The organism is Paramesorhizobium salinisoli (assembly GCF_003335045.1).
Taxonomy (GTDB): Bacteria; Pseudomonadota; Alphaproteobacteria; order Rhizobiales; family Rhizobiaceae; genus Paramesorhizobium; species Paramesorhizobium salinisoli.
This window is the reverse complement of the sequence record NZ_QOZG01000005.1, coordinates 249,644-272,581: the sequence shown is the minus strand read 5'-3', so window position 1 is coordinate 272,581 and position 22,938 is coordinate 249,644. Positions and strand designations below refer to the sequence as shown.

Below are 22,938 nucleotides of genomic sequence, written 5' to 3'. Positions count from 1 at the left end.
AGCGCGCCCCTCTGGCTTGCCAGCCATCTCCCCCGCGAGGGGGGAGATCAGCCTGTCATTACCGCTTCGCCCGATCGCCCATATTTCAAGATAAAGCGCCGTCATCAATTCAGGCCAATCTCCCCCCTTGCGGGGGAGATGTCCGGCAGGACAGAGGGGCGCGCTGTCCCGCCAGCGCTTCTGTCTTAAAATGAAAGGCCCCAAATTTATAATCCTGGCAGCAGTCGCTCTCCTTCTCGTCGGAGCGACAACGGCCATCTTTCTCGCTCTCGACAGGCTCTACCCTCCGCCGCTCGACACGGCGCGCTCCGTTTCGACGGAAGTGGTCGACCGCAATGGCCGGCTCCTCCGGGCTTTTGCCACGGATGAAGGACGCTGGCGGTTGAAGACCGGCGTCGACGACGTGGATCCGCGTTTCGTCAGGATGCTGGTCGCTTATGAAGACAGCCGTTTCTGGTCGCATCATGGCGTCGATCCGCTGGCGCTTCTGCGCTCCGCCGGGCAACTGGTCGCCAATGGTCGCATCGTCTCCGGCGGCTCCACGCTCTCCATGCAGCTAGCACGTCTGATCGAGCCACGGGCTGAGCGCAGCATCGGCGCGAAACTGCTGCAGGCGGCGCGCGCCCTTCAGATCGAGCGGCGCCTGAGCAAGCAGGAGATCCTCGAACTCTACCTGACGCTCGCGCCCTATGGCGGCAATCTGGAAGGCGTGCGTGCGGCGAGCCTCGCATGGTTCGGCAAGGAGCCGCGACGGCTGACGCTGGCTGAGGCGGCGCTTCTTGTTTCCCTGCCGCAATTGCCCGAAAGACGCCGCCCAGATCGCAACCCTGCAGGCAGCCGCGCCGCGCGTGACCGGGTGCTGGAGCGCATGGCCGCAACGGGGACGATCGATGCACGCGAGATCGAGCGCGCGGCGGTGGAGGCGGTGCCTTCTAAGCGCCGGGCCTTGCCTGCATTCGCGGCACATCTGGCAAATGATGCCGTGCGCAAGGACCCGACAGCGCGTCTGCACAAGGTGACGCTCGACCGCAATGTCCAGCAGGGGCTGGAAAACGTGGCAAAGACGGCAGCCGCCGAACTCGGGCCGAAACTCTCCGTCGCCATGATCCTTGCCGATGCGGGAACGGGCGAGATCCTGGGGGAGGTGGGGTCGGCCGATTATTTCGACGACAGCCGGTCCGGCTGGATCGATATGACTGGGATTGCGCGCTCGCCCGGTTCGACGCTGAAGCCGTTCATCTATGGCCTCGCCTTCGAGGACGGCCTGGTCACGCAGGAGACCGTCATAGAAGACCGCCCCGCCAGCTTCTCCGGCTACAGGCCGCGCAATTTCGACATGAGCTACCAGGGCGATGTCAGCATCCGCGAGGCCCTGCAACTGTCGCTCAATGTTCCGGCCGTCCGGCTGCTCGATAGCGTCGGCCCAACGCGGCTGATGGTGCGCTTCAGGCGGGCAGGGGTGGACGCCCAATTGCCGCCTGGCGAAGCGCCCGGCCTCGCCATCGGGCTCGGCGGCGTCGGCATGACATTGCGCGATCTGGTCCAGCTTTATGCCGGATTGGCGAATGGGGGGAGGGCTGTGAGGCTGCGGGAGTATTTTACGAAGGGAAACTGCTGGTTTGAGACACCCCCCTCTGGCCTGCCGGCCATCTCCCCCACAAGGGGGGAGATTAGCCTTCATGGATGTTCTTGCCAGTCGCAGACGCTGGAGAATGGCGGCATGATTGATGCCAGCCAATCTCCCCCCTTGTGGGGGAGATGTCCGGCAGGCCAGAGGGGGGTGTTTGGCGATTCCATCAAAACAGAACCTTCTGTAGAACTCCCAACCCTTCTCTCCCCCGCCGCCACATGGCAGGTCGCCGATATCCTCTCCGGCGTCCTCCCGCCAAAGGGCAGCTTCCAGCGCGGCATCGCCTACAAGACCGGCACGAGCTATGGCTACCGCGACGCATGGTCGGTCGGCTTCGATGGTCGTCATGTGCTGGGTGTCTGGGTCGGGCGGGCCGATAATGCCGCTGTGCCGGGGTTGACCGGCTACGGCTCCGCAGCTCCCATCCTGTTCGAAGGCTTCGCCAAATCGGGCCTGGCAATCACGCCTCTCCCACGCGCGCCTGCGGGAGCCGTCCGTGTGGCGCGCTCCGAATTGCCGCCGAGCCTGCGTCGCTTCTCGCCGGGCAAGCTGGTCACGGCGACCTCAATCGAGCCCGCGCCGCAGATCGTCTATCCGCCGGAGGGCGCGCGGGTCGAATTGATGGCGGGCGGGACAGGCGAAGCATCCCCGCTGGTGCTCAAACTGCAGGGCGGCCGCGCGCCCTTCCGCTGGCTCGCCAACGGCTCCCCCCTGCCGGAAGCCTCCCGCCGCCGCACCACCTCATGGCTCCCCGACGGCGTGGGCTATTCGACACTGACGGTCATCGACGCAGAGGGCAGAGCGGCAAGCGTGCGGGTGTTCGTGAATTAGTCTAGTAAGGGCTCTCCACCCTGCCCATCTCCACATAGACCGTCTTGATCTGGCTGTAGTGCGCCAGCGCCGCGACGCCGTTTTCGCGTCCGATGCCCGATTGCTTGTAGCCGCCGAAAGGCACTTCCACCGGGGTCAGATTATAAGCATTGATCCAACAGGTGCCCGCCTTGATCTGGCCGATGACGCGATGGCCGCGCTGGATGTCGGCGGTGAATACACCGGCCGCGAGGCCGAACTCCGTATCGTTGGCGCGGGCGATCACCTCGTCCTCGTCCGAAAATTCGAGAACGCTCATCACCGGCCCGAAGATTTCCTCGCGCGCAATGGTCATATCGTCGGTCACGCCGGTGAAGACCGTCGGCTCGATGAAGAAGCCTTCCTCGAAACCCTGCAGGCGCGGCATGCCGCCGCCGCAGGCGAGCACCGCGCCTTCCTGTTTGCCTTTTTCGATATAGCCGGAAACCTTGTCGCGCTGGGCGGCGCTGATCAGCGGTCCCATCTGGGTTGCCTCGTCCAGAGGGTCGCCGATGCGGATGGAGCGCGTGCGCTCGACCAGGCGCTCGACAAAACGGTCGCGAATATTCTTCTGCACGAAGACGCGGGTGCCGTTCGAGCATATTTGGCCGGTGGAATAAAAATTGCCCAACATCGCGCCGCCGATGGCGCTTTCCAGATCGGAATCCTCGAAGACGATCAGCGGCGACTTGCCGCCAAGCTCCATCGTGACATGCTTCAGATGCGCGCCCGCCTGCGCCATGATGCGCTTGCCGGTTGGCACGGAGCCGGTGAGCGAAACTTTGGCGACGCGTGGATGGTCGATGAGGGCCGCGCCCACATCGCCGAAACCCTGCACCACGTTGAAAAGCCCGTCCGGCAGGCCCGCCTCCTGGTAGGCTTGCGCCAGCGCCAGCGCCGAAAGCGGCGTGTTCTCGGATGGCTTGAAGATGAAAGCGTTGCCCATGGCGAGCGCCGGAGCGGATTTCCATGCGGCGATCTGGATCGGATAATTCCAGGCGCCGATGCCGACGCAGACACCCAGCGCTTCGCGGCGCGTATAGGCGAAGGACCCGCCGAGTTCGACGAATTCGCCGTTGAAGCCGGAAATGATGCCGCCGAAGAATTCCAGCGCATCCGCCGCAGAGGCCGCATCCGCCACCAGCGTCTCCTGGATCGCCTTGCCGGTATCGAGTGTTTCGAGTTCCGAGATCGCCCGGTTCTTCTCACGCAGGATTTCCGCCGTGCGGCGCAGAATACGCCCGCGCTCGACAGGCTTCAGCGCCGCCCATGCGCCTTGCGCATCCGCCGCAGCCTGTACCGCCTGCTCGACGATATCGGGGGTGGCGGAATGGAGCCGCGCGATGGTTTCTCCGGTCGCGGGGTAGATGACGGGTAGTTCCTTGCCGGATTTGTCCTCTACGAACTGGCCGTTGATGAAGTGCGATGCCTTAGGTTGTGCGCGCATGTTGATCCTTGTTTATTTTTGCCATTGGCACTCTACGTCGCCCCCTCTGTCCTGCCGGACATCTCCCCCGCAAGGAGGGAGATTACGCTGCCATTGCCGCTTTCGCTAATCGCCAACCTCGCAAGGCAAGCGCCGTCGGTCGTGACAGCCAATCTCCCTCCTTGCGGGGGAGATGTCCGGCAGGGCGGAGGGGGGCGACGTAGAGCGCCGACATTTCCATTATCGCCATCTCTACCGATCCGAAACCTGCCAATGCGGGTTGATCCACGGCTCCTGGTTCGATCGTGGCAGGGGATCTACACCCAATATATGGTCCGCCGCCTTTTCGCCGGTCATGATCGATGGGCCGTTGAGATTGCCGTTGGTGATGCGCGGGAAGATCGAGGAATCCGCTACGCGCAGGCCCTCTACGCCGATCACCCGGCATTCGGGATCAACGACGGCGAATGGATCGTCCTTCGACCCCATTTTGGCCGTGCCACAGGGGTGAAAGGCGCTTTCCACATGCGCCCGGATGAAATCGTCGATCTCCTCATCGCTCTGGACATGCGTCCCCGGCTGGATTTCACGCCCGCGATAGGGATCGAAGGCATGTTGCCCGAAGATCTCCCGGGTCAACCGCACGCAATGGCGGAAATCCGCCCAGTCGTCGGGATGCGACATGTAGTTGAAGGCGATCCTGGGCTTGTCCAGCGGGTCGGCCGAGCGCAAGCTCACGGACCCCCGCGATTTCGACCGCATCGGCCCGACATGCGCCTGGAAGCCATGGCTTTCCGCCGCCGCCTTGCCGTCATAGCGGATGGCGACCGGCAGGAAGTGATACTGAATGTCCGGATATTCGACGCCCGGCTTCGACCGCACGAAAGCGGCGGATTCGAAATGGTTGGTCGCCCCGTCGCCGGTCTTGAAGAACAGCCACTGCGCCCCTATCCGCGCCTTGGAAAAGAGGTTGAGCTTGGAATAGAGCGTGATCGGCTGGATGCATTCCTGCTGGATATAGACCTCCAGATGGTCCTGCAGGTTCTGGCCGACGCCCGGCCGGTCGGCAACCACCTCGATGCCATGCTCCTTCAGATGCGCTGCAGGGCCGATGCCTGAAAGCATGAGAAGTTTCGGCGAATTGATCGAGGATGCCGAGATGACGACCTCGCGCCGCGCCTTGATGATCTGGATATTCTTGCCCGTCTGGATCTCGACGCCGGTCGCGCGTTGATTCTCGATGACAATCCTGCGCGCCAAGCCCCTGACAAGACTCATATTCGGGCGCTTCAGCGCCGGCTTCAAATAAGCGTTGGCAGCCGACCAGCGGCGTCCCCGGTAAATCGTCTGCTCCATGGCGCCGAAGCCTTCCTGCTTCGAGCCGTTATAGTCTTCCGTGACCTGGAAACCCGCCTGCTTGCCCGCCTCGACGAAGGCGTGGAACAGGGGATTGCTGCGGCTGCCGCGCTGGACGTGGAGCGGCCCGTCGGTTCCCCGCCAGCCTTCCTCGCCACCCCTCTCATTCACTTGAAAATGCGAGTTCTCCATGCGCTTGAAATAGGGCAGCACATCCGCATAGGCCCAGCCGCGCGCGCCGCTTTCCGCCCAATGGTCGAAGTCGCGGGCATGTCCCCGCACATAGACCATGCCGTTGATGGAGGACGATCCGCCGATCACCTTGCCGCGCGGCGTGACGAGACTGCGGCCCCCCAGATGCGGCTCCGGCTCCGAGGCAAAGCCCCAATCATAGGTGCTCATGTTCATGGGGAAGGAGAGGGCGGCCGGCATCTGGATAAGCGGGCCGATATCCGTGCCGCCATATTCGATGACGATCACGGAATATTTGCCGTTCTCCGAGAGGCGATAGGCGAGCGCCGAGCCTGCCGAGCCCGAGCCGATGATGACGAAATCCGCTTCCATCATTGCCTCATTCGCCGCGCGGAAAGCGAGCGCTTTCTTCCAGTATGTTGAGATCCATGTGGTTGCGCATGTAGCGCTCGGAAGCCTTTTGCAGGGGCTGGTAGTCCCAGGGGTAATAGGCCCCGTTGCGCAGCGCCTCGTAGACCACCCAGCGCCGCGCCTGGCTTTCGCGCACCGCCGCGTCGAATGCGCCCATGTCCCAGCGCGCCCTGATCCTGGCCATGAATTCCGCGACCAGCGCGCCATGCGCCGGATCGGCGGCAAGGTTGGTCAGCTCCTGCGGATCCGATTCAAGATCAAACAGTTGCGGAGGATCGATCTCGCAATGGACGAACTTGTAGCGCTCCGCGCGCAGCGCGACGAGCGGCGCATCCGAGCCCTCGGCCGCATATTCCATCGGCACGGCGTCGGAACGGTCGGCGCCGTCAAAGAGCGGCAGGAGGTTTTCCCCATCCGTCCACGGCGCAACGGCCGACAGGTCGATGCCGGCCAGCGCGGCGAGCGTCGGGGTGATGTCTAGCGTGGAGACAGGCTCGCGGATCAGCTGCGGCGCGATCCCGGGTCCCGCGATCATCAGCGGAACGCGCGCCGAGCCCTCGAAGAAACTCATCTTGAACCACATGCCGCGCTCGCCCAGCATGTCGCCATGATCGGAGGTGAAGACGATAATGGTATCGTCGAGCATCCGCGTGGCGCGCAGCACCTCGAGGATTTCCCCGAGCTTGTCGTCGATATAGCTGATATTGGCGAAATATCCCTGCCGCGCACGGCGGACATGCTCCCGCGTAATATCGAAATTCGTGTAGTCGCAGGCGCGCATCAGCCGTTGGGAATGCGGGTCCTGTTTCTCGAAGGCAATGGCCCCGACGTCGGGATCGAGCGCGGGCGAGCCTTCATAGAGGTCCCAATATTTCCGCCGCGCCACATAGGGGTCGTGCGGATGGGTGAAGGAAACGGTCAGGCACCACGGCCGTCTCGCGGCCTCGTCCGACTGGCGCGAAAGCTGATAGAGCTTCTGCGTGGCGTGGAAGGCGACCTCGTCGTCATATTCCATCTGGTTGGTGATCTCGGCGACGCCGGCGCCGGTGACGGAACCCAGATTGTGATACCACCAGTCGATCCGCTCGCCCGGCTTGCGGTAATCCGGCGTCCAGCCGAAATCGGCGGGATAGATATCGGTCGTCAGCCGCTCCTCGAAGCCGTGAAGCTGGTCCGGCCCGACGAAATGCATCTTGCCGGAAAGCGCGGTGTAATAACCGGCCCGGCGCAGATGATGCGCATAGGTTGGAATGTCAGAGGCGAATTCGGCGGCATTGTCATAGACGCGGGTGCGCGACGGCAACTGCCCGGACATGAAGGAGGCGCGGGCAGGCGCACAGAGCGGCGAGGCCGTATAGGTGTTGGCGAAGCGGGCCGACCGCCCGGCCAGCGCCTTCAGGTGCGGCGCATGCAGGAACAGTGCGGGACCATCCGGCATGAATGTGCCGTTCAACTGGTCGACCATGACGATGAGGATGTTCGGCTGACGGCTGTTCATGCGGAGGCTCCGGAAGCGGCAAGTTTGGTCGCGATGTAGTCTTCGACAAGGGCGGTTGCCGAGGCGGCATTCGGGGCATCCGCGCCCAGCGCATGGCGGATATAGAGCCCGTCGATCAGCGCGCCCGCGCCCTCCGCGATGAACCGCGCCTGGGCCCGGTCGGTAATCCCGGCGAGCGCTTCGGCGAGATTGGAATGAAGCCTGCGGGCATAGACGCGCAGGAGCCGCCGTGTTTCCGCCGATTGCTGCGCATGCACATAGAAGGTGAGCCACGCGGCGACCGTTTCGGCTGCGAATTGCGAGGCGGAAAAATTGACCGCGATGATCGCCGAAATCCTCTCGCGTGGGCTGGAGGCCTGCCGCAGCGCCGTGCGCAAATCCTGTCCCAGCTCGTGCAGGAGATGGCGCATGGTCGCCAGCATGAGCTGTTCCTTGCCGCCGAAATAATGATGCGCCAGCGCCGGCGAGACGCCCGCCTCATGCGCGATCTGCGCTACCGTCACATCGAGCGATCCACGCTGCCCGATCGTGCGGATTGCCGCATCGATCAGCTCGCGCCTGCGCATGGGTTCCATTCCGACTTTCGGCATGCCTGTCGCTCTTCCCGTGGTTTTCCCTCTAATTTAATCTTGATTGACTGGTCAATCAATAAAAATCGCAAGAAGGATTATGCTGGGGAGATGCCCGGCAGGGCAGAGGGGGGTATCATAGGGCAAACGTCTCTGAGCAATTGGCATAGCCAGAGCCGCCAGCTTTTCTCCATTGGAATGCCGCCCGCCACGATTTATAGAGATCAATGAATAAAACGCTGAAAGCGAATTGAGATCATGAGCAATCCGGTTCTCGTTGAGGTTTTTCGGGGCGAAACGGTGGAAAGCCGCCATCGCGGGGCGATCGCGGTGGTCGATGGCGACGGACGGACCGTGTTCTCCATGGGCGATATCGAACGCCCGGTCTTTCCGCGCTCGGCGATCAAGTCCATCCAGGCCCTGCCGCTGGCCGAGAGCGGGGCCGCGGATGCCTTTGGCTTCGGCAATATCGAGCTTGCCATGGCCTGCGCCTCGCATTCCGGCGAGCCGGAACATGTCGCGCGCGCAGCTATGATGCTCGAGCGCGCCGGGCTGGATGTCTCGGCGCTCAAATGCGGGTCGCATTGGCCCTTCGACCAGCCGGTCCTGATCGAACTGGCGAAGAGCGGCAAGGAGCCGACGCCGCTGCACAACAATTGCTCGGGCAAGCATGCCGGCTTCCTGGCCACCTGCGTGCATTGCGGGCTGGAGACGAAGGGCTATGTCGCGCTCGGATCGCAGATACAGGAGATGGTGCGGGACGCGATGGAACAGGTCACCGGCGCACCGCATTCCATCGACCTCTGTGGAACCGACGGCTGCTCGATCCCGACCTACGCGATCCCGCTCAGGAACTTGGCCCACGGCTTCGCACGGATGGCCACCGGCAACGGGCTCGGTCCCGAAAGGGCAAGGGCCGCCCGGCGTCTCATGGATGCCTGCATGGCGGAACCGTTCTATGTTGCCGGTACGAAACGCGCCTGCACGATGCTGATGGGCATGGCGCCGGACCGTGTTTTCGTGAAGACGGGAGCGGAGGGCGTCTTTACCGGCGCCGTGCCGGAACTGGGGCTGGGCTTTGCGATCAAATGCGACGATGGCGCCACGCGGGCCTCGGAGGCCATGGTCGCTGGGCTCTTGTCGCGGCTTTTCGCATTCGAGCCGGACCTATGCGCCAAGTTCGAACGCTACTCGGCCCGCGAGATGAAAAACTGGAACGGCATTCCCTACGGCGTCGTGGCCCCGGTGGAGGAACTGACCTCGGCCGAAATCGGATAATCTCCCTTGTTTGTCGGGGCTCCGCGCCCTAGATTCGATAGATGAGCCGAGCTTTTACGAAGGAGCAGGACGACGCTCCCATTGATCTGGCCGAGCGCCCCGTCAGTCCACATCGCAATCTGGTCACGCCGGAAGGGCTGAGGCAGATTGAAAGCGAGATCGCGGCGCTTCAGGAGCAACTGCGCAAGGCAGGTGACGAGAAGGCCGACGCTGAAGACAACAGGCAAGCCGCCCCCCGCATCAACCGCGACCTGCGCTACTGGACGGCCCGTCGCGAAACGGCGGAAATCTCCGTGCCCGATCCCGGGAGCGATGTCGTGCGTTTCGGCATGACCGTCACCATCGAGAATGACGAAGGCAAGGTCCAGATCTGGAAGATCGTCGGCGAGGACGAGGCGGATGCCGCGCATGGCAAGATTTCCCACGTCTCGCCGGTCGCCGTGGCGCTATTCGGCAAGGGCATCGGCGATGTGATCACTGTCAACGACAAGGAATGGGAAATCACTGCGATAGGGTGATGAGGGAAGAGGGGGGGTACGCCTCGCGATTTCCGTCAAAATTGAAACCGCCCTGATTGCTCCGCTTCGTTAAGGAGCAATCCTGTCGGTATGGTCGCGGAAAAAGGCCGTGGCTCCCGCCTCATCGATCTCACCCGAGGCGACGCCCATGACGAACTCATAGACCATGCCATTGTCCGCGTTAAGCTGGTAGCCGTTGAGGATCAGAAACGTGGCCGTAGCGACAAGGGCGGTGCGCTTGTTGCCGTCAACGAACGGATGGTTGCGGGCAATCCCGAAGAGGTAGGCTGCGGCAATTTCTGCAGCATCCGGCGCCCCATAAAGAGCTTTGTTTTCGGGACGGCTCAGCGCCGATCCAAGGATGTTTCCGTCACGCAACCCGTGAGCGCCGCCATGCCGCCGCAATTGTTCGGCGTGCATGGCTTCCACGACATGAGCAGTCAGAAATTCCCAGCTCATTCCGCGAGCTTCTGGAGCGCTACCTTGTATTTGTCCATGACTTGACGCGCAGTCTTCATCTGCCGCTCGAAGGCATCATCGACAGGCTTCAGCACGATATCGTTGCCGTCTTCTGTCACGGAGAGCACATCGCCAGCCTTCAGATTATGCCGGTCGAGCACTTCCTTCGGGATGATAAAGCCTTCGGAATTTCCGATCTTGCGCAGGGTGACGTTCATAGCTCGACCTCCAATGTTATAACGCATGATATAACAATTGGGGCTACCTGTCTACAACCACCCTTTTGCACGGAAAAAGAACAGCGGCAGGACTGCGGAAACGACCATCACGATGAGCGCCATGGGGTAGCCCCAGGCTTCGTTCAATTCAGGCATGAAGCGGAAGTTCATGCCGTAGATCGATGCGATCAATGTGGGCGGCATGAAGCCGACTGCCGCGACCGAGAATATCTTGATGATGGCGTTCTGTTCGACGGAAATCAGCCCGACGACGGTATCGAGCAGGAAGGTGATCTTGTTCGACAGGAAGTCGACATAGTTTTCAAGCGACTGCGCGTCCCGCTCCAGCGATTTGACCCAGGTGCTTTTCTCCTTGCCCGCGCCGCTTGCCCGCACGTTTGCAGTGACATAGACGAGCAGTCGGCTGATGCCGGCGAGGCTCTCGCGCACCTTGGAGAGAAACGCGCCCTGACGGCCGATCTGGGTCAGAAGAACGCGGAAATCCTTGTTGGTCATGGGGCGTTGATTGCCCCTGAGACGAAATATCGTCTGCGACGCCGTTTCGATTTTTTCCGACACTGCTTCCAATATGTCGGCCAGCCGGTCCGTGGCCGCTTCGATGATGCCGAGCAGGATGGAGAGCCCGCTGCATTTTGCATCGATGAGGCCGTTGCCCGGCTTCATGGCGCGCTCGGCATAAAGATCGATCGACTTCGGCTCGGTATAGCGCACCGTGACCAGCCGCTTGCCGACCAGCACGAACGACACCGGCGCGTTCATCCTGTGATCCTTGTCCACGGTATAGAGAATGGGCGCGGTCAGATATTGCACGCCGTTTTCCATGTAGAAACGGCTCGATTCTTCGATTTCCGCCATATCGGCGTCGGTCGGAATGTCGGCTCCGACCCATTTTTCCACCAGATTGTCTTCTTCCGCCGTCGGCTTGAACAGGTCGATCCACAGCGCATTTTCAGGCAGCGCCGCTCCCGGCAGCACCTCAACCGGTATCAGATGGTCATTCTGGAGGCAGTAGATCCTGATCATGAAATTCTCTGGCAGCTATCGATGGAAATAAAACTCTACCGACGAGGCTTTAAGATAGAATAACCACGCCGCCTGCTGCCTCACCGCCCGCTGATTTCAGTGACGGTTCAGCAAGATCTCGATCAGATTGTCGGCTGCCTCGCCGATCACCGTTCCCGGCGGATAGATCGCCGTCGCCCCCGCCTTGAGCACGGCATCGTGATCCTGCGGCGGGATGACGCCCCCGACCACGATGAGGATATCGTCGCGGCCGCGCCTGGCCAGCGCCTCCTTCAACTCCGGCACCAGCGTCAGATGGCCGGCGGCGAGCGAGGATATGCCGAGAATGTGCGCGCCGCTTGTCACAGCGAGCTCGGCCACTTCCTCCGGCGTCTGGAACATCGCGCCCACAATGACATCGAAGCCAAGATCGCCAAACGCGGTAGCGATAACCTTCTGCCCGCGGTCATGGCCGTCCTGTCCCATCTTGGCGACGAGGACGCGCGGTTTTCCTCCGTCCCGCTGCTCGAAAGCCGCCACTTTCGCCAGGACGCGCTCCACGAGCTCGCTCTTCCCCATCTCCTTGCGGTAGACGCCCGAAATCGTCTTGATGTCGGCGACATGGCGACCGAAAGCCTTTTCCAGTGCCTGGCTGATTTCGCCGACGGTCGCCTTGGCGCGCGCCGCCCTGATGGCAAATTCCAGCAGGTTGCCATTGCCTGACATGGCGGCATCCGTCAGTTGCGAAAGCGCCGTCTCGACATCGGCCACATCGCGCGTGCCCTTCAACTCCTGCAGCTTGGAGAGCTGACGGGCGCGAACCTCCGCATTGTCCACCTTGAGCACATCGACATCGATCGCCTCCGCAGGGCGATAGGCGTTGACGCCGACGACGGGCTGCTGGCCGCTGTCGATGCGCGCCTGGGTTCGGGCGGCCGCCTCTTCGATGCGCATTTTGGGGATGCCCTGCTTGATGGCCTTGGCCATGCCGCCAAGTTTCTCCACCTCCTCGATATGGGCAAGCGCGCGGGCGGCGAGATCGTAAGTGAGCCGTTCCACATAGGCCGAGCCGCCCCACGGATCGATGATACGTGTCGTGCCGGATTCCTTTTGCAGGATCAGTTGCGTGTTGCGGGCGATCCGCGCCGAATGATCGGTCGGCAGCGCCAGGGCTTCGTCGAACGCGTTGGTGTGCAGCGACTGCGTGCCCCCCTGCGTCGCCGCCATCGCCTCGATCATCGTGCGAATGATGTTGTTGTGCGGGTCCTGTGCCGTCAAGGACCAGCCGGAGGTCTGGCAATGGGTGCGCAGCGACAGCGAGCGCTCGTCTTTCGGCTGGAAGTTCTTCTTCATCAGCACCGCCCAGAGAAGGCGCGCCGCCCTGAGCTTGGCGACCTCCATGAAGAAGTTCATGCCGATGCCCCAGAAGAAGGAGAGGCGCGGCGCGAAACGGTCGATGTCGAGCCCGGCGGCGACGCCGGCCCGCGCATATTCGATGCCATCGGCGATGGTATAGGCGAGTTCCAGATCGGCCGTCGCGCCCGCTTCCTGCATGTGATAGCCGGAAATCGAGATGGAGTTGAATTTCGGCATGTGCTTCGCCGTATAGGCGAAGATATCGGAGACAATCCGCATGGAGGGCTGAGGCGGATAGATATAGGTGTTGCGGACCATGAACTCCTTGAGGATATCGTTCTGGATGGTCCCGGCCAACTGCTCCTGGCTGACGCCCTGTTCCTCCGCCGCCACGATATAGAGGGCCAGGACTGGCAGGACGGCGCCGTTCATCGTCATCGAAACGGTTATCTCGCCAAGCGGAATGCCGTCGAAGAGCTGCCGCATGTCGAGGATGGAATCGATCGCCACGCCCGCCATGCCGACATCTCCGGCAACGCGCGGATGATCGCTGTCATAGCCGCGATGGGTGGCGAGATCGAAAGCGACGGATAGGCCCTTCTGCCCGGCTCCCAGATTGCGGCGGTAAAAGGCATTCGATTCCTCGGCCGTGGAAAACCCGGCATATTGCCGAATCGTCCATGGCTGCTGGATATACATCGTAGGGTAGGGGCCCCGGATGAAGGGCGCCGCCCCGGGATAGCTGTCGAGAGTGGGCAGGGAACGCAGGTCGGCTTCGCCATAGGCCCGCTTGACCCTGATGCCTTCCGGCGTCTTCCATTGGCCGGGAACCGGCTTCGGCATTTTGGCTTTCGGCTCTTTCCAGTCGATCTGGGTGAAATCCGGGATCATCGCGCCATCTCCCCAGCCGTCGTTGCGCTTGCCGCATCCATATTTTCGCCAAGCGTCTCGTCGATGCGCTCGAAGACGAGCGGCGGGCAATGCACGGCGCCTTCGCTCGGCAGCGGCTTGCGCTCAGCGTCGAGCACGGTGACGGGACGATCCTGCTTCGGCGGATAGATCGTCGTGCCGACGATCGATTTCTTCCCGTTGCGATAGGCGGCGGCCCGCTTTTCGCGGGCGTCGGCGATTTGCGTCTGGAAGCTGCCGCGCACCAGGCTTTCCAGAACGCCGCCATCGCGCTCCAGCGCCTGGAACGCATTCCATGCCGCCTGGCACAGCGCCTCCGTCAGCGCTTCGATGCCGCCTGCGCCGGCCCCCGGATCGCAAACGAAGTCGAGATGCGATTCGCTTGCCAGGATAAGCTGCGTGTTGCGTGCGAGCCGCCGCGCCTGGGGATCGGGCAGGCCATGCGTGACGGTATGCGGCAGGGCCGATATCGTATCCGCCCCGCCGATCGCCGCCGCGAAGGCGGCAATCGTCGTGCGCAGGACGTTGGTTTCAGGATCGCTGGCCGCCATCATCCGCATCGAGGTCTCGACATGGATTGTCGCGGGCGACGGCGGGATGCCGCAGGCTTCCTGCAATCGCGCCCAGAGCCGGCGCAGCGCGCGCAGCTTGGCGATGGTGACGAACTGGTCCTGATCGGCTGAAACCGAAAAGCCGATATGCGGCGCGGCATAGACAATCGGCTGGCGCGCATCCTCGAACATGCGCAGATGTCCAAGGGCAACGGAGAGCATCGCACCCAGTTCCTGCGCCTCGGTCGCGCCGGCATTGTGGTAGGGCCGCCCGTCCGCTTCGAGCACGATGCCCGGGAGGCCGGAGGCGAAAAATCCCGAAAGCGACTGCGGCAGCGAGGCTTTCAGCGCGGCGATGCTCATGCGCAGACACCCCGCAGAAGCGAGCGTCGCGGTCGGATCGATGCCCAGCGCGAATGTCGTGCGCGCCGGATCGATACGTCGCGAGCGCATATAGTCTACGAACCAGTCGGCGCAGGAGCGGCCGTTGGGATGCGCGTCGATCCGCAGGTGCAGATTGTCGAGCTTGACGCCCTCGAACAGGCGATTGATCGTATCGGAGCGGGCAGGGAGGCCATAGCCGAATGCGTTCTGCGCACCCTCGAAAACCAGCGCCACGCCATCGGCGCCGTTTTCGATATCATCGATCAATTGCCGGTTGGCGCGCGACGGATCGGGGTCGTCCGCCCGCTGGATGATCCGCCAGCGGCGGTCGGACTGCGAGCGCGCCAGGGGCTTGGCGTTCTTGGTGCGGTCATAAAGCGGCTCGACGATGATCCCGTCATCGGTATCCGATACCAGCGCGCCCTCGAAGCTCGCGCCCTTCAGCGCTTTTTCGGCAAGCTGGACCCAGCGATCAAAATCGACCGGAGGAAATCCAGCCTCCCTCAGAATGCTCGCGTCCATGCCTTCTCCCGTTTAGCCCAGCTTGCCTGCGAACCATGCTTCGCCTGAACTTAGGGGTTCGCATTCGGCTTCGCAATAAAACAAAAGCGGATAAGCGTGGCGGAACGAGGGGCGGCGCGGGATCGCAATGTGATTGAGATTTCGGCACGCCGCGCTTAATTCTTCCGCGATCAGAAGCTGGACATCGGTGAATTCCAGGCCGGCCCGCGACGCTCCTCGTCCTTGAGCGTGCCTGAGCCGAAGTGCACCCGAAGTCCGGTCAGAACGCTGTGCCCTTCAAGCGGGCTTTGGCTGTCTACTGTACGCCTGTCATAGCGATAGCCGGCAAATGCAGTGACCGGCGTGTCGGTAATCCGATAGTTGGCAATGGCTGACAGCGAATAGAGATCGGCGCTCGCCCCATAAGCCGTCAACCGGTTGAACGTGCCTTCAAAATCGTAACGGGTGTTGTCGTCCGCATAAACGCGGGCACCGAGCGCGGTGGTGAAATGATCCATATCCAACCCCGAATAGGACGCCCTGCCGTAGCCGATCCGTGAATAGAGGGTCGCATCGCTTGAGTAGACGGCGCCTTCAACGCCGCCGATGAGGTCTGTGGCGTATTTGTCGAGACCGTAATATCTCTCGGCAAAGTTGAACAGGCTGGAGCCCAGTCTGGCCGCTCCGGCGAAGGCGCCCACCGCATAGGCATCCGGCACGCGATAATAGGCATGCAAAGCGCCGTTCAATGTATTGGCTTGAGAGGTATCCTTGACGTCGCCCCTGTGATAGCCGCCGTCGAACTGCGTATTGAACCCGTTGTTGAGGTCGACATTGACCGAGCCGCGAAGCGACCAGTTTCTGATATCCGCATTTTCGTCTCTGAAGCTTTCCCGCCCGTAGGAGAAGCTGCCTTCGGCAAATCCTGAGACATTGGAAATGCCTCCTGCGGCATTGTCAGGCAGATATGCCGCATCGTCCACAATCCGTGGCGCAAAGAGCGGCCTGTCCATATCGGCCGCGCCGGCATTTGCGGAATGGAAATGAAATACAGAAGTCGCTAATAAAAGAAAGAAATGACGGTTGATCATAAAGTCGCTGCCCCCAATTAACCCAGTCCGTTCTGTAAAAATGTTTGGTTAACGGACAGTTTAGAGGAAAATGCATTCCATAAGGCTAATATTCATTCTTGTCACAGGGCTGGGCAGAAGGCATGCCCGCAACAAAAAAGGCAGCCGCGAGGCTGCCTTTCGAGATTTGGAACGTGCCGTGTCTTATACGAACTGGCTGAGGCCGGGAATCGAATCGACCACGGCGTCCACCGGGCCTGCCCCGGCCTTCTCCCGTGCATAGGCGATGGTTTCCTTCGAAACCCCTGAAATCTCGCTCATGCCGAGACCTGCGCCCATCAGCTGGGTACCGAGACCCATGACGCCGCCCATCATGCCGGACAGGAAGCCGCCGCCCTGGCTGCTGGCTTCCGTAATGGCTTCCTGCGCGCCCGGAATGGCGGCGATCAGCGCTGCGACCTTGTCCGCAGGGCCTTCCTTCTGCAGGAATGCCAGGATCAGTCCGACCGCCTTCGTGGCCGTGGCGGGATCGATGCCGACATTGGAAGTGATGCGCGCGACGAGTTCGTCCATGGGTTCTCTCCAAAAAATGTTACGTTTACGTAATATGCATCCGGTGCCGGCGAATGCAAGCGGGCAGCACAGGCGTCGGGGCTTTTTCGGCTCGCCAATTCAGCGGGCCAATCATGTCGACCTGTCATGTCGTCCAATTCATGATTGTCCGCATCCGCAACCCGCACTATACCGAAGAAAAGGGTCCTCTGGACGCTCGCTGCGCTCCGGATGATGACGCAACAAGGAGAGGACGAGACATGCTCGCCGAAGACAGGATTTTTCTTGGCGCAAGCCGGAAGCCCGACGATAGCTATCAGCAGCCGGAATCGCTTCTGCTTCAATATGGCAACCGCCATGGTCTCGTGACCGGTGCGACGGGTACGGGCAAGACCGTCAGTCTCCAGATTCTGGCGCAGGGCTTTTCCGATGCCGGCGTTCCGGTTTTCTGTGCCGACATCAAGGGTGATCTGTCAGGCATCGCGGCCAAGGGCGAACCGAAGGATTTCCTGCTCAAGCGGGCAGAGGAGGTGAAGCTCGATCCCTATGAATTCGAGGCGGCGCCGACAATTTTCTGGGATATTTTCGGCGAACAGGGCCATCCGATCCGGGCCACCATTACCGAAATGGGCCCGCTTCTGCTGTCGCGCCTGATGGACCTGACCGAGGCGCAGGAAGGCGTGCTCAATATCGCTTTCCGCATAGCCGACGAGGAAGGCCTTCTGCTTCTCGACATGAAGGACCTGCAGGCGCTGCTGACGAATGTCGCCGAACGCTCAGCCGAACTTTCCATCAAATACGGCAATGTCAACAAGACGTCGGTCGGCGCCATCCAGCGTTCGCTTCTGGTGTTGGAGCAGCAGGGCGGCACCAAGTTCTTCGGTGAGCCGGCGCTCCGAATCGCCGATATCATGCGCACGACGACCAACGGGCGCGGCGTCGTCAACGTGCTTGCCGCCGACAAGCTGATGATGAACCCGCGCCTCTATTCGACATTCCTCCTCTGGCTCCTCTCGGAGCTGTTCGAGGAACTGCCCGAAGTGGGCGATCCCGACAAGCCGCGGCTGGTGTTCTTCTTCGATGAGGCGCATCTGCTCTTCAACGAGGCGCCCAAGGCGCTGCTCGATCGCGTCGAGCAGGTGGTTCGCCTCATCCGCTCGAAGGGTGTCGGTGTCTATTTCGTTACGCAGAACCCGCTCGACGTGCCGGAAACGGTTCTTGCGCAGTTGGGCAACCGCGTGCAGCACGCTTTGCGCGCCTATACCCCGCGCGAGACCAACGCCGTGAAGACAGCGGCCGACACATTCCGCCCGAACCCGGATTTCGATACCTTCAAGGCGATCACAAATCTGGGCACCGGCGAGGCCCTGATTTCAACGCTTCAGAACAAGGGCGTGCCCTCTATCGTCCAGCGCACCCTGATGCGGCCACCGGCATCGCGCATCGGCCCGCTGGCGCCGGACGAGCGCGCGAAGATCATGGCCGCAAGCCCGGTTGCCGGACTGTACGACCAGGCGGTCGATCCGGAATCCGCTTATGAAATCCTTCAGCGCCGCGCGCAGGAGATCGCCGCCGCGCAGGACAAGATGAAGACCGACAGCGAGAATGCGGGTGGCGGCTGGGGCGGCATGCTGGAAAGCGCACTCGGCGGCGGATCCCGCTCCTCCGGTCGCCAGACAGTGGTGGAAGCGGCGGTGAAATCCGTCGCGCGTTCCGTTGCCTCTTCGCTCGGCAGGGCGCTGGTGCGCGGCGTTCTGGGCAGTTTGAAGCGCTGAAGATTGTAGTTGGAGCTTTGCGTGAAAACTCGCCGGTTTCCCCGGCGAGTTTTTGTATGTTTACATAACCAGAATAGGCGTCTTCGCCGGAACCCGGTCGTAGAGATCGATGATGTCCTGGTTGATCAGGCGCACGCAGCCTGAAGAAACCGCCTTGCCGATGGACCACCATTCCGGCGAGCCGTGCAGGCGGTAGAGCGTGTCCTTGCCGTCCTTGAAGATGTAGAGCGCGCGCGCGCCGAGCGGGTTCTGCAGGCCGGGTTGCATGCCGCCATTGGCGGCGCTGTACTGCGCCAGTTCCGGCTGGCGGCCGATCATCTCTTCCGGCGGGGTCCAGGTCGGCCATTTGCGCTTCCACTGGATGATGGCGCGACCGGACCAGGCGAAACCTTCTTTCCCGATGCCGACGCCGTAGCGGATCGCCTGGCCACCCTCGCGGACGAGATAGAGGAAGCGGTTGGCCGTATCGACCACCACCGTGCCCGGCTGTTCTCCCGTCGGATCGCTGACGATCTGCCGCAGATACTGCTTCTGCATCTTGTCTATGGGGATGGCCGGTAGTTGAAAACCGCCGTCTTCCATCGGGCCGTACATGGCCGCGTATGGCCCCATCGCGGAATCGACGCTTTCCTGGGGCGAAAGCGGTCGGCCGTCAAAGCCGACATTGATAACGGGAACGTCCTGGCGAAGTTGCGCGCAGCCTGAAAGGCCGGCTGCGGCGGTAACGGTCATTGCCGTCAGGAACGAGCGGCGAGAAAGAACATTTTCCATTCTAGAACCAGACTTGTGGAGGGAGGATTTTATAACCTTCTTAGGGTTAACGAATAGCAACCGGGTCGCCAGAAGATGCTTATCGCACGAGGAATATGGCCTCGCGCCGGTAAGAATCAGGCACAAAGATGGCTCCGCCGAAGATGTTGCTTTCCTGCAACAAATAGGTCCGGGATGGCCATCTCCAATGGCTGCCTCCCTGTTCACATCTCGGTGATGAGCATCAGGCCAGTTGTTTCAGATCCGGCAATATCAACGATGGCGCATAGTCGAAATACTCGTCCGGCTGGCTGCTGCGGTTGATCCAGACGGTTCGGAACCCGAACTTGGCCGCCCCTGCGACATCCCAGCGATTGGACGACTGGAAGGAAATCGCGTCAGGATAGAGCCGCCATTCGGTCGTCACCAGATCGTAGACTTCCGGAGCGGTCTTGAAGCGCCGCACGGTTTCGACCGAGAAGACTTCATCCAGCACGATATCCAGCGCGGCCGATTTCACCGCCGCGTCCAGCATGGCCTGCGACCCGTTGGAGAGGATGGCGAGCCGCGCCCCCCTGGCCTTCAGCGCCTTGAGAACGGCGGGTACTTCCGGATAGCAGTCGAGCTGCCAATAGGCGTCGAGCAGCGCGCTGCGCAGCTTGCGATCGGCGCTCGGCACCTTGCTGAAGGCGAAGTCGAGCGCCTGTTCGGTCAATGCCCAGAAATCCGTATAGGCGCCCATCAGCGTTCGCACCCAGGAATATTCCAGCTGTTTGGCGCGCCACAGTTCCGAGAGCAATTGCCCGTCGGGCCCAATCCTGTCGGCATGCCGCCTCACCGCCGCATGCACATCGAACAACGTGCCATAGGCATCGAACACATAGGTGGAATAGTTCATGACCGTCTTTCTCTCGAGCCCCGAATGCGTGGGGTCCATTCCCCTGTCATCTCAAACCGGAATGATCGTCCCCCGAATTCGATAATATTAGGTTCTCATTCCTGCCTTAAGCATTGCCCGGTGGAATGAGGCGGCCTATGTAGCTGTTGCATGATGTTTCAGGCAGGTCATCGCCGCGCCTGTTTGCAGTCAGATTAGAGGAGAGTTCCCATGGCTTTTGAATTGCCCGCACTGCCGTATGATTATGATGCGCTTGCTCCGTTCATGTCGCGCGAGACGCTGGAATATCACCATGACAAGCACCATCAGGCCTATGTGACCAACCTCAACAAGCTTCTGGAAGGCTCGGGTCTCGAAGGCAAGAGCCTCGAAGACGTCGTCAAGGAGAGCTATGGCAAGAACCAGGGCATCTTCAACAACGCCGGCCAGGACTACAACCATATCCATTTCTGGAACTGGATGAAGAAGGGCGGCGGCGGCAAGAAATTGCCGGGCAAGCTGCAGGCGGCCATCGATTCCGATCTCGGCGGCTACGACAAGTTCCGCGAAGACTTCCTCGCCGCTGGCGCCACGCAGTTCGGCTCCGGCTGGGCCTGGCTGTCGGTCAAGAACGGCAAGCTGGAGATTTCCAAGACGCCGAACGGTGAAAACCCGCTCGTCCACGGCGCCACCCCGATTCTCGGCGTCGATGTGTGGGAACATTCCTATTATATCGATTACCGCAACGCCCGCCCGAAATATCTCGAAGCCTTCGTCGACAGCCTCGTCAACTGGGACTACGTCCTCGAGCTCTACGAAAAGGCATCGTAATCGGCCTGTTTGGGTTTCATTGCGAGACCACTCCGAAAAGCCCCGGTTCTGCCGGGGTTTTTCTTTGCAAGATGACTGGAACGGTCAGGTATATCACGGAGGTGTGAGGTCCCTGGTCGCATGAAATGTCACACTATGGCTCCAGAAATACACTGCCTGTCGATTCTGGAGGAATTCATGCGCAAATTGATCTGTGTCGCCGCTCTTCTCATCGCTTCCGCCGGTCTCGCTCATGCGGATGCCGTGGCCGACCGCCAGGCATTGATGAAGGGGATCGGGAAGTCGGTTGGCGTCATCGCTCCGATGATAAAGGGCGAGAAGCCCTTCGACGCCGCCGCTGCTTCGGGTGCATTGACCAAGCTCAATGAATTTGCCCAGAAGATCGATGTCGATGCGTTGTTCCCCGAAGGCTCCGATACCGGGGAAACCACCGCATCGCCGAAGATCTGGGAGGACATGCCGGGTTTCAAGGCCAAGGCCGATAAGTTCGAGGCCGATGCCGCCGCTGCCGCTGCGGCTGACCCCAAGGATCTCGACAGTTTAAGAGCCCAGTTCAAGACAGTGGCGGCCAATTGCAGCGGATGTCATCAGGACTTCCGCGTGAAGAAGAACTAACCCGGCAAGGCCCGGCAAGGAATGTCATGCGGCGAAAACTGATCGCCTCTGTCGCCATCCTCGCTGCCGTCGCGGCAGCCGGTTTCTGGTTCCTGTCTGCGCCGCAGCGCGTCGATGCGCAGGTGCTATCAAGCCTTGCGCCGGGCGATCCCGTGAATGGCGAAAGGATGTTCTGGGCCGGCGGCTGCACCTCCTGCCATGCCGCGCCGGGATCGGAAGGCGACGCAAGGCTGGTGCTGGCCGGAGGACGCGAGATCGTCTCCGCCTTCGGCACCTTCGTCGCCCCCAACATATCGCCGTCGGAAAAGGGGATAGGTGGCTGGACGCTGGAGAACTTTGCCGACGCGATGCTTGAGGGCGTCGCGCCGGACGGTAGCCATCTCTACCCATCCTTCCCCTATACGTCCTATACCCGCATGCGGCCGCAGGACGTTGCCGATCTCTTCGCCTATTTGAAGACCTTGCCGCCGTCCGATCATGTGGCAGGCCCGCACAGGCTCGGCTTTCCCTTTAACATTCGCCGCGGGATAGGCCTGTGGAAGCGGCTCTATCTCTCGCCGGAACCGGTGGTGACATTAGCCAATGCTTCCGACGCGGTGAAGCGCGGGCAATATCTGGTCGAAGGGCCCGGGCACTGCGGTGAATGCCATACGCCGCGCAATGAAATCGGCGGGCTCGACAAATCACGTTGGATGGCTGGATCCGTGTCGCCCGAAATCGGTCCCGGCGGCAAACAGGGCACCATTCCAAACATCACCGGCGGGGAGGGCGGTATCTCGGACTGGAGCGAAAGCGATATCGCTTATGCGCTGGAAAGCGGTTTTACCCCGGATTTCGATTCACTCGGCGGTTCCATGACCGATGTCGTGGCGAATATGAGCAAGCTGCCCGCCAGCGACCGTGAGGCCATCGCCGCCTATCTCAAGGCTATCCCGGGCCATCCGGATGGCTATCCCTCCAACTGAGGTCAACGCCTCCGGCAGGATACCGCGCGCGGGGCGCCGGCGTCGTATTTGCTCTGCATCGTATAGAGCCAGCCCCTGCATTCATCCATCGAGGTGAAGCAGCGGAAGCGGTCGACCGGAACGCGGGCATCGTCGTCGCTGATGAAGGGCGACTCCTTCACGCCGCTGAAGATGCCGACGATCACGCCGCTGCCGCGCGGCGGCGTATTGCAGCGTTGGCCGGCATATTCGCTCACATTCTTGAGAACGGCGGCCTCGGCTGCCGAGAAAGTGCCGAATGATTGCAGGATCGTGGCCGATCCCAGGAGAACAGCGAAAGCGAAATGTTTCATGGCCTCGAAACCTTCAGGTACAGGATGTTGCACATGATAACAG

21 protein-coding genes are annotated in these 22,938 nt (G+C 61.6%); 7 read left to right on the top strand and 14 right to left on the bottom strand.

Going from position 1 to position 22,938, the window contains the following annotated elements; genetic code table 11:
• The first annotated feature begins 190 nt into the window (after nt 1–190).
• Nucleotides 191–2,461, top strand: a complete 2,271-nt coding sequence (pbpC, locus tag DUT91_RS26565; protein ID WP_245419712.1) for a penicillin-binding protein 1C — start codon at nt 191–193, stop codon at nt 2,459–2,461.
• A gap of 1 nt (nt 2,462) precedes the next feature.
• Here the strand turns inward: pbpC and betB are convergent, their stop codons facing one another.
• The 4 genes from betB to betI all read right to left on the bottom strand — a co-directional run bounded on the left by betB (nt 2,463) and on the right by betI (nt 7,952).
• A complete protein-coding gene (betB, locus tag DUT91_RS13575; protein ID WP_114440934.1) occupies nt 2,463–3,926 on the bottom strand; it encodes a betaine-aldehyde dehydrogenase in 1,464 nt (487 codons plus the stop codon).
• Between the two features lie 231 nt (nt 3,927–4,157).
• Nucleotides 4,158–5,825, bottom strand: a complete 1,668-nt coding sequence (gene betA, locus DUT91_RS13570; protein ID WP_200834971.1) for a choline dehydrogenase — start codon at nt 5,823–5,825, stop codon at nt 4,158–4,160.
• 7 nt (nt 5,826–5,832) lie between these two features.
• Nucleotides 5,833–7,362 carry a choline-sulfatase gene (betC, locus tag DUT91_RS13565; RefSeq protein ID WP_114440932.1) on the bottom strand — a complete coding sequence of 510 codons (1,530 nt, stop codon included), beginning with the start codon at nt 7,360–7,362 and terminating at the stop codon, nt 5,833–5,835.
• Nucleotides 7,359–7,952, bottom strand: coding sequence for a transcriptional regulator BetI (gene betI, locus DUT91_RS13560; protein ID WP_114440931.1), 594 nt, complete (start codon nt 7,950–7,952; stop codon nt 7,359–7,361). The genes betC and betI overlap by 4 nt, the downstream gene beginning before the upstream one ends.
• Before the next feature lie 234 nt (nt 7,953–8,186).
• Between betI and DUT91_RS13555 the strand changes: the two genes are divergently transcribed.
• Nucleotides 8,187–9,209: an asparaginase gene (locus tag DUT91_RS13555; protein WP_114440930.1), complete on the top strand. Its 1,023-nt coding sequence runs from the start codon at nt 8,187–8,189 to the stop codon at nt 9,207–9,209.
• Nucleotides 9,210–9,250: 41 nt separating this feature from the next.
• The gene (gene greA / locus DUT91_RS13550; RefSeq protein WP_114440929.1) at nt 9,251–9,727 is read left to right on the top strand and encodes a transcription elongation factor GreA; all 477 of its coding nucleotides are present in this window, start codon (nt 9,251–9,253) and stop codon (nt 9,725–9,727) included.
• Nucleotides 9,728–9,796: 69 nt separating this feature from the next.
• Here greA and DUT91_RS13545 read toward each other — a convergent pair whose 3' ends face one another.
• The 7 genes from DUT91_RS13545 to DUT91_RS13515 all read right to left on the bottom strand — a co-directional run bounded on the left by DUT91_RS13545 (nt 9,797) and on the right by DUT91_RS13515 (nt 16,771).
• The gene (locus DUT91_RS13545) at nt 9,797–10,186 is read right to left on the bottom strand and encodes a type II toxin-antitoxin system death-on-curing family toxin (protein WP_114440928.1); all 390 of its coding nucleotides are present in this window, start codon (nt 10,184–10,186) and stop codon (nt 9,797–9,799) included.
• Nucleotides 10,183–10,404, bottom strand: a complete 222-nt coding sequence (locus tag DUT91_RS13540; RefSeq protein ID WP_114440927.1) for an AbrB/MazE/SpoVT family DNA-binding domain-containing protein — start codon at nt 10,402–10,404, stop codon at nt 10,183–10,185. The genes DUT91_RS13545 and DUT91_RS13540 overlap by 4 nt, the downstream gene beginning before the upstream one ends.
• Before the next feature lie 51 nt (nt 10,405–10,455).
• Nucleotides 10,456–11,448 carry a magnesium transporter CorA family protein gene (locus tag DUT91_RS13535; protein WP_114440926.1) on the bottom strand — a complete coding sequence of 331 codons (993 nt, stop codon included), beginning with the start codon at nt 11,446–11,448 and terminating at the stop codon, nt 10,456–10,458.
• A 96-nt stretch (nt 11,449–11,544) separates the two neighbouring features.
• Nucleotides 11,545–13,674 carry a methylmalonyl-CoA mutase gene (scpA, locus tag DUT91_RS13530; RefSeq protein ID WP_114440925.1) on the bottom strand — a complete coding sequence of 710 codons (2,130 nt, stop codon included), beginning with the start codon at nt 13,672–13,674 and terminating at the stop codon, nt 11,545–11,547.
• Nucleotides 13,671–15,149, bottom strand: a complete 1,479-nt coding sequence (locus tag DUT91_RS13525; protein ID WP_114440924.1) for a methylmalonyl-CoA mutase family protein — start codon at nt 15,147–15,149, stop codon at nt 13,671–13,673. Before DUT91_RS13525 ends, scpA begins: the two co-directional genes overlap by 4 nt.
• Nucleotides 15,150–15,319: 170 nt before the next feature.
• The gene (locus DUT91_RS13520; RefSeq protein WP_147272185.1) at nt 15,320–16,141 is read right to left on the bottom strand and encodes a hypothetical protein; all 822 of its coding nucleotides are present in this window, start codon (nt 16,139–16,141) and stop codon (nt 15,320–15,322) included.
• Between the two features lie 261 nt (nt 16,142–16,402).
• Nucleotides 16,403–16,771 (bottom strand): DUF2267 domain-containing protein, encoded by a 369-nt coding sequence (locus DUT91_RS13515; RefSeq protein ID WP_114440922.1) that lies wholly within the window; start codon nt 16,769–16,771, stop codon nt 16,403–16,405.
• A gap of 239 nt (nt 16,772–17,010) precedes the next feature.
• Here DUT91_RS13515 and DUT91_RS13510 point away from each other — a divergent pair, with 239 nt between their 5' ends.
• Nucleotides 17,011–18,525: a helicase HerA-like C-terminal domain-containing protein gene (locus DUT91_RS13510; protein ID WP_114440921.1), complete on the top strand. Its 1,515-nt coding sequence runs from the start codon at nt 17,011–17,013 to the stop codon at nt 18,523–18,525.
• Between the two features lie 60 nt (nt 18,526–18,585).
• Here DUT91_RS13510 and DUT91_RS13505 read toward each other — a convergent pair whose 3' ends face one another.
• Together DUT91_RS13505 and DUT91_RS13500 are read right to left on the bottom strand one after the other, a co-directional pair.
• A complete protein-coding gene (locus DUT91_RS13505) occupies nt 18,586–19,296 on the bottom strand; it encodes a L,D-transpeptidase (protein ID WP_114440920.1) in 711 nt (236 codons plus the stop codon).
• Nucleotides 19,297–19,519: 223 nt separating this feature from the next.
• Nucleotides 19,520–20,173 (bottom strand): haloacid dehalogenase type II, encoded by a 654-nt coding sequence (locus DUT91_RS13500; RefSeq protein WP_114441206.1) that lies wholly within the window; start codon nt 20,171–20,173, stop codon nt 19,520–19,522.
• A 210-nt stretch (nt 20,174–20,383) separates the two neighbouring features.
• Here DUT91_RS13500 and DUT91_RS13495 point away from each other — a divergent pair, with 210 nt between their 5' ends.
• From DUT91_RS13495 to DUT91_RS13485, 3 genes are all read left to right on the top strand, one after another.
• Nucleotides 20,384–20,983, top strand: a complete 600-nt coding sequence (locus DUT91_RS13495) for a superoxide dismutase (protein WP_114440919.1) — start codon at nt 20,384–20,386, stop codon at nt 20,981–20,983.
• A 177-nt stretch (nt 20,984–21,160) separates the two neighbouring features.
• On the top strand, nt 21,161–21,598 hold the full coding sequence (locus tag DUT91_RS13490; RefSeq protein WP_114441204.1) for a c-type cytochrome: 438 nt from the start codon (nt 21,161–21,163) through the stop codon (nt 21,596–21,598).
• Nucleotides 21,599–21,624: 26 nt separating this feature from the next.
• Nucleotides 21,625–22,563: a cytochrome c gene (locus DUT91_RS13485; protein ID WP_114440918.1), complete on the top strand. Its 939-nt coding sequence runs from the start codon at nt 21,625–21,627 to the stop codon at nt 22,561–22,563.
• Between the two features lie 2 nt (nt 22,564–22,565).
• Here DUT91_RS13485 and DUT91_RS13480 read toward each other — a convergent pair whose 3' ends face one another.
• A complete protein-coding gene (locus tag DUT91_RS13480; RefSeq protein WP_342634454.1) occupies nt 22,566–22,895 on the bottom strand; it encodes a metallophosphoesterase in 330 nt (109 codons plus the stop codon).
• Nucleotides 22,896–22,938 lie beyond the last annotated feature (43 nt).

Coding starts and splice junctions, on each gene's coding strand:
- pbpC (WP_245419712.1), top strand. CDS start 191: ATGAAAGGCCCCAAATTTATAATCCTGGCAGCAGTCGCTCTCCTTCTC.
- betB (WP_114440934.1), bottom strand. CDS start 3,926: ATGCGCGCACAACCTAAGGCATCGCACTTCATCAACGGCCAGTTCGTA.
- betA (WP_200834971.1), bottom strand. CDS start 5,825: ATGGAAGCGGATTTCGTCATCATCGGCTCGGGCTCGGCAGGCTCGGCG.
- betC (WP_114440932.1), bottom strand. CDS start 7,362: ATGAACAGCCGTCAGCCGAACATCCTCATCGTCATGGTCGACCAGTTG.
- betI (WP_114440931.1), bottom strand. CDS start 7,952: ATGCCGAAAGTCGGAATGGAACCCATGCGCAGGCGCGAGCTGATCGAT.
- greA (WP_114440929.1), top strand. CDS start 9,251: ATGAGCCGAGCTTTTACGAAGGAGCAGGACGACGCTCCCATTGATCTG.
- DUT91_RS13545 (WP_114440928.1), bottom strand. CDS start 10,186: ATGAGCTGGGAATTTCTGACTGCTCATGTCGTGGAAGCCATGCACGCC.
- DUT91_RS13540 (WP_114440927.1), bottom strand. CDS start 10,404: ATGAACGTCACCCTGCGCAAGATCGGAAATTCCGAAGGCTTTATCATC.
- DUT91_RS13535 (WP_114440926.1), bottom strand. CDS start 11,448: ATGATCAGGATCTACTGCCTCCAGAATGACCATCTGATACCGGTTGAG.
- scpA (WP_114440925.1), bottom strand. CDS start 13,674: ATGATCCCGGATTTCACCCAGATCGACTGGAAAGAGCCGAAAGCCAAA.
- DUT91_RS13525 (WP_114440924.1), bottom strand. CDS start 15,149: ATGGACGCGAGCATTCTGAGGGAGGCTGGATTTCCTCCGGTCGATTTT.
- DUT91_RS13520 (WP_147272185.1), bottom strand. CDS start 16,141: ATGGACAGGCCGCTCTTTGCGCCACGGATTGTGGACGATGCGGCATAT.
- DUT91_RS13515 (WP_114440922.1), bottom strand. CDS start 16,771: ATGGACGAACTCGTCGCGCGCATCACTTCCAATGTCGGCATCGATCCC.
- DUT91_RS13510 (WP_114440921.1), top strand. CDS start 17,011: ATGCTCGCCGAAGACAGGATTTTTCTTGGCGCAAGCCGGAAGCCCGAC.
- DUT91_RS13505 (WP_114440920.1), bottom strand. CDS start 19,296: ATGGAAAATGTTCTTTCTCGCCGCTCGTTCCTGACGGCAATGACCGTT.
- DUT91_RS13500 (WP_114441206.1), bottom strand. CDS start 20,173: ATGAACTATTCCACCTATGTGTTCGATGCCTATGGCACGTTGTTCGAT.
- DUT91_RS13495 (WP_114440919.1), top strand. CDS start 20,384: ATGGCTTTTGAATTGCCCGCACTGCCGTATGATTATGATGCGCTTGCT.
- DUT91_RS13490 (WP_114441204.1), top strand. CDS start 21,161: ATGCGCAAATTGATCTGTGTCGCCGCTCTTCTCATCGCTTCCGCCGGT.
- DUT91_RS13485 (WP_114440918.1), top strand. CDS start 21,625: ATGCGGCGAAAACTGATCGCCTCTGTCGCCATCCTCGCTGCCGTCGCG.
- DUT91_RS13480 (WP_342634454.1), bottom strand. CDS start 22,895: ATGAAACATTTCGCTTTCGCTGTTCTCCTGGGATCGGCCACGATCCTG.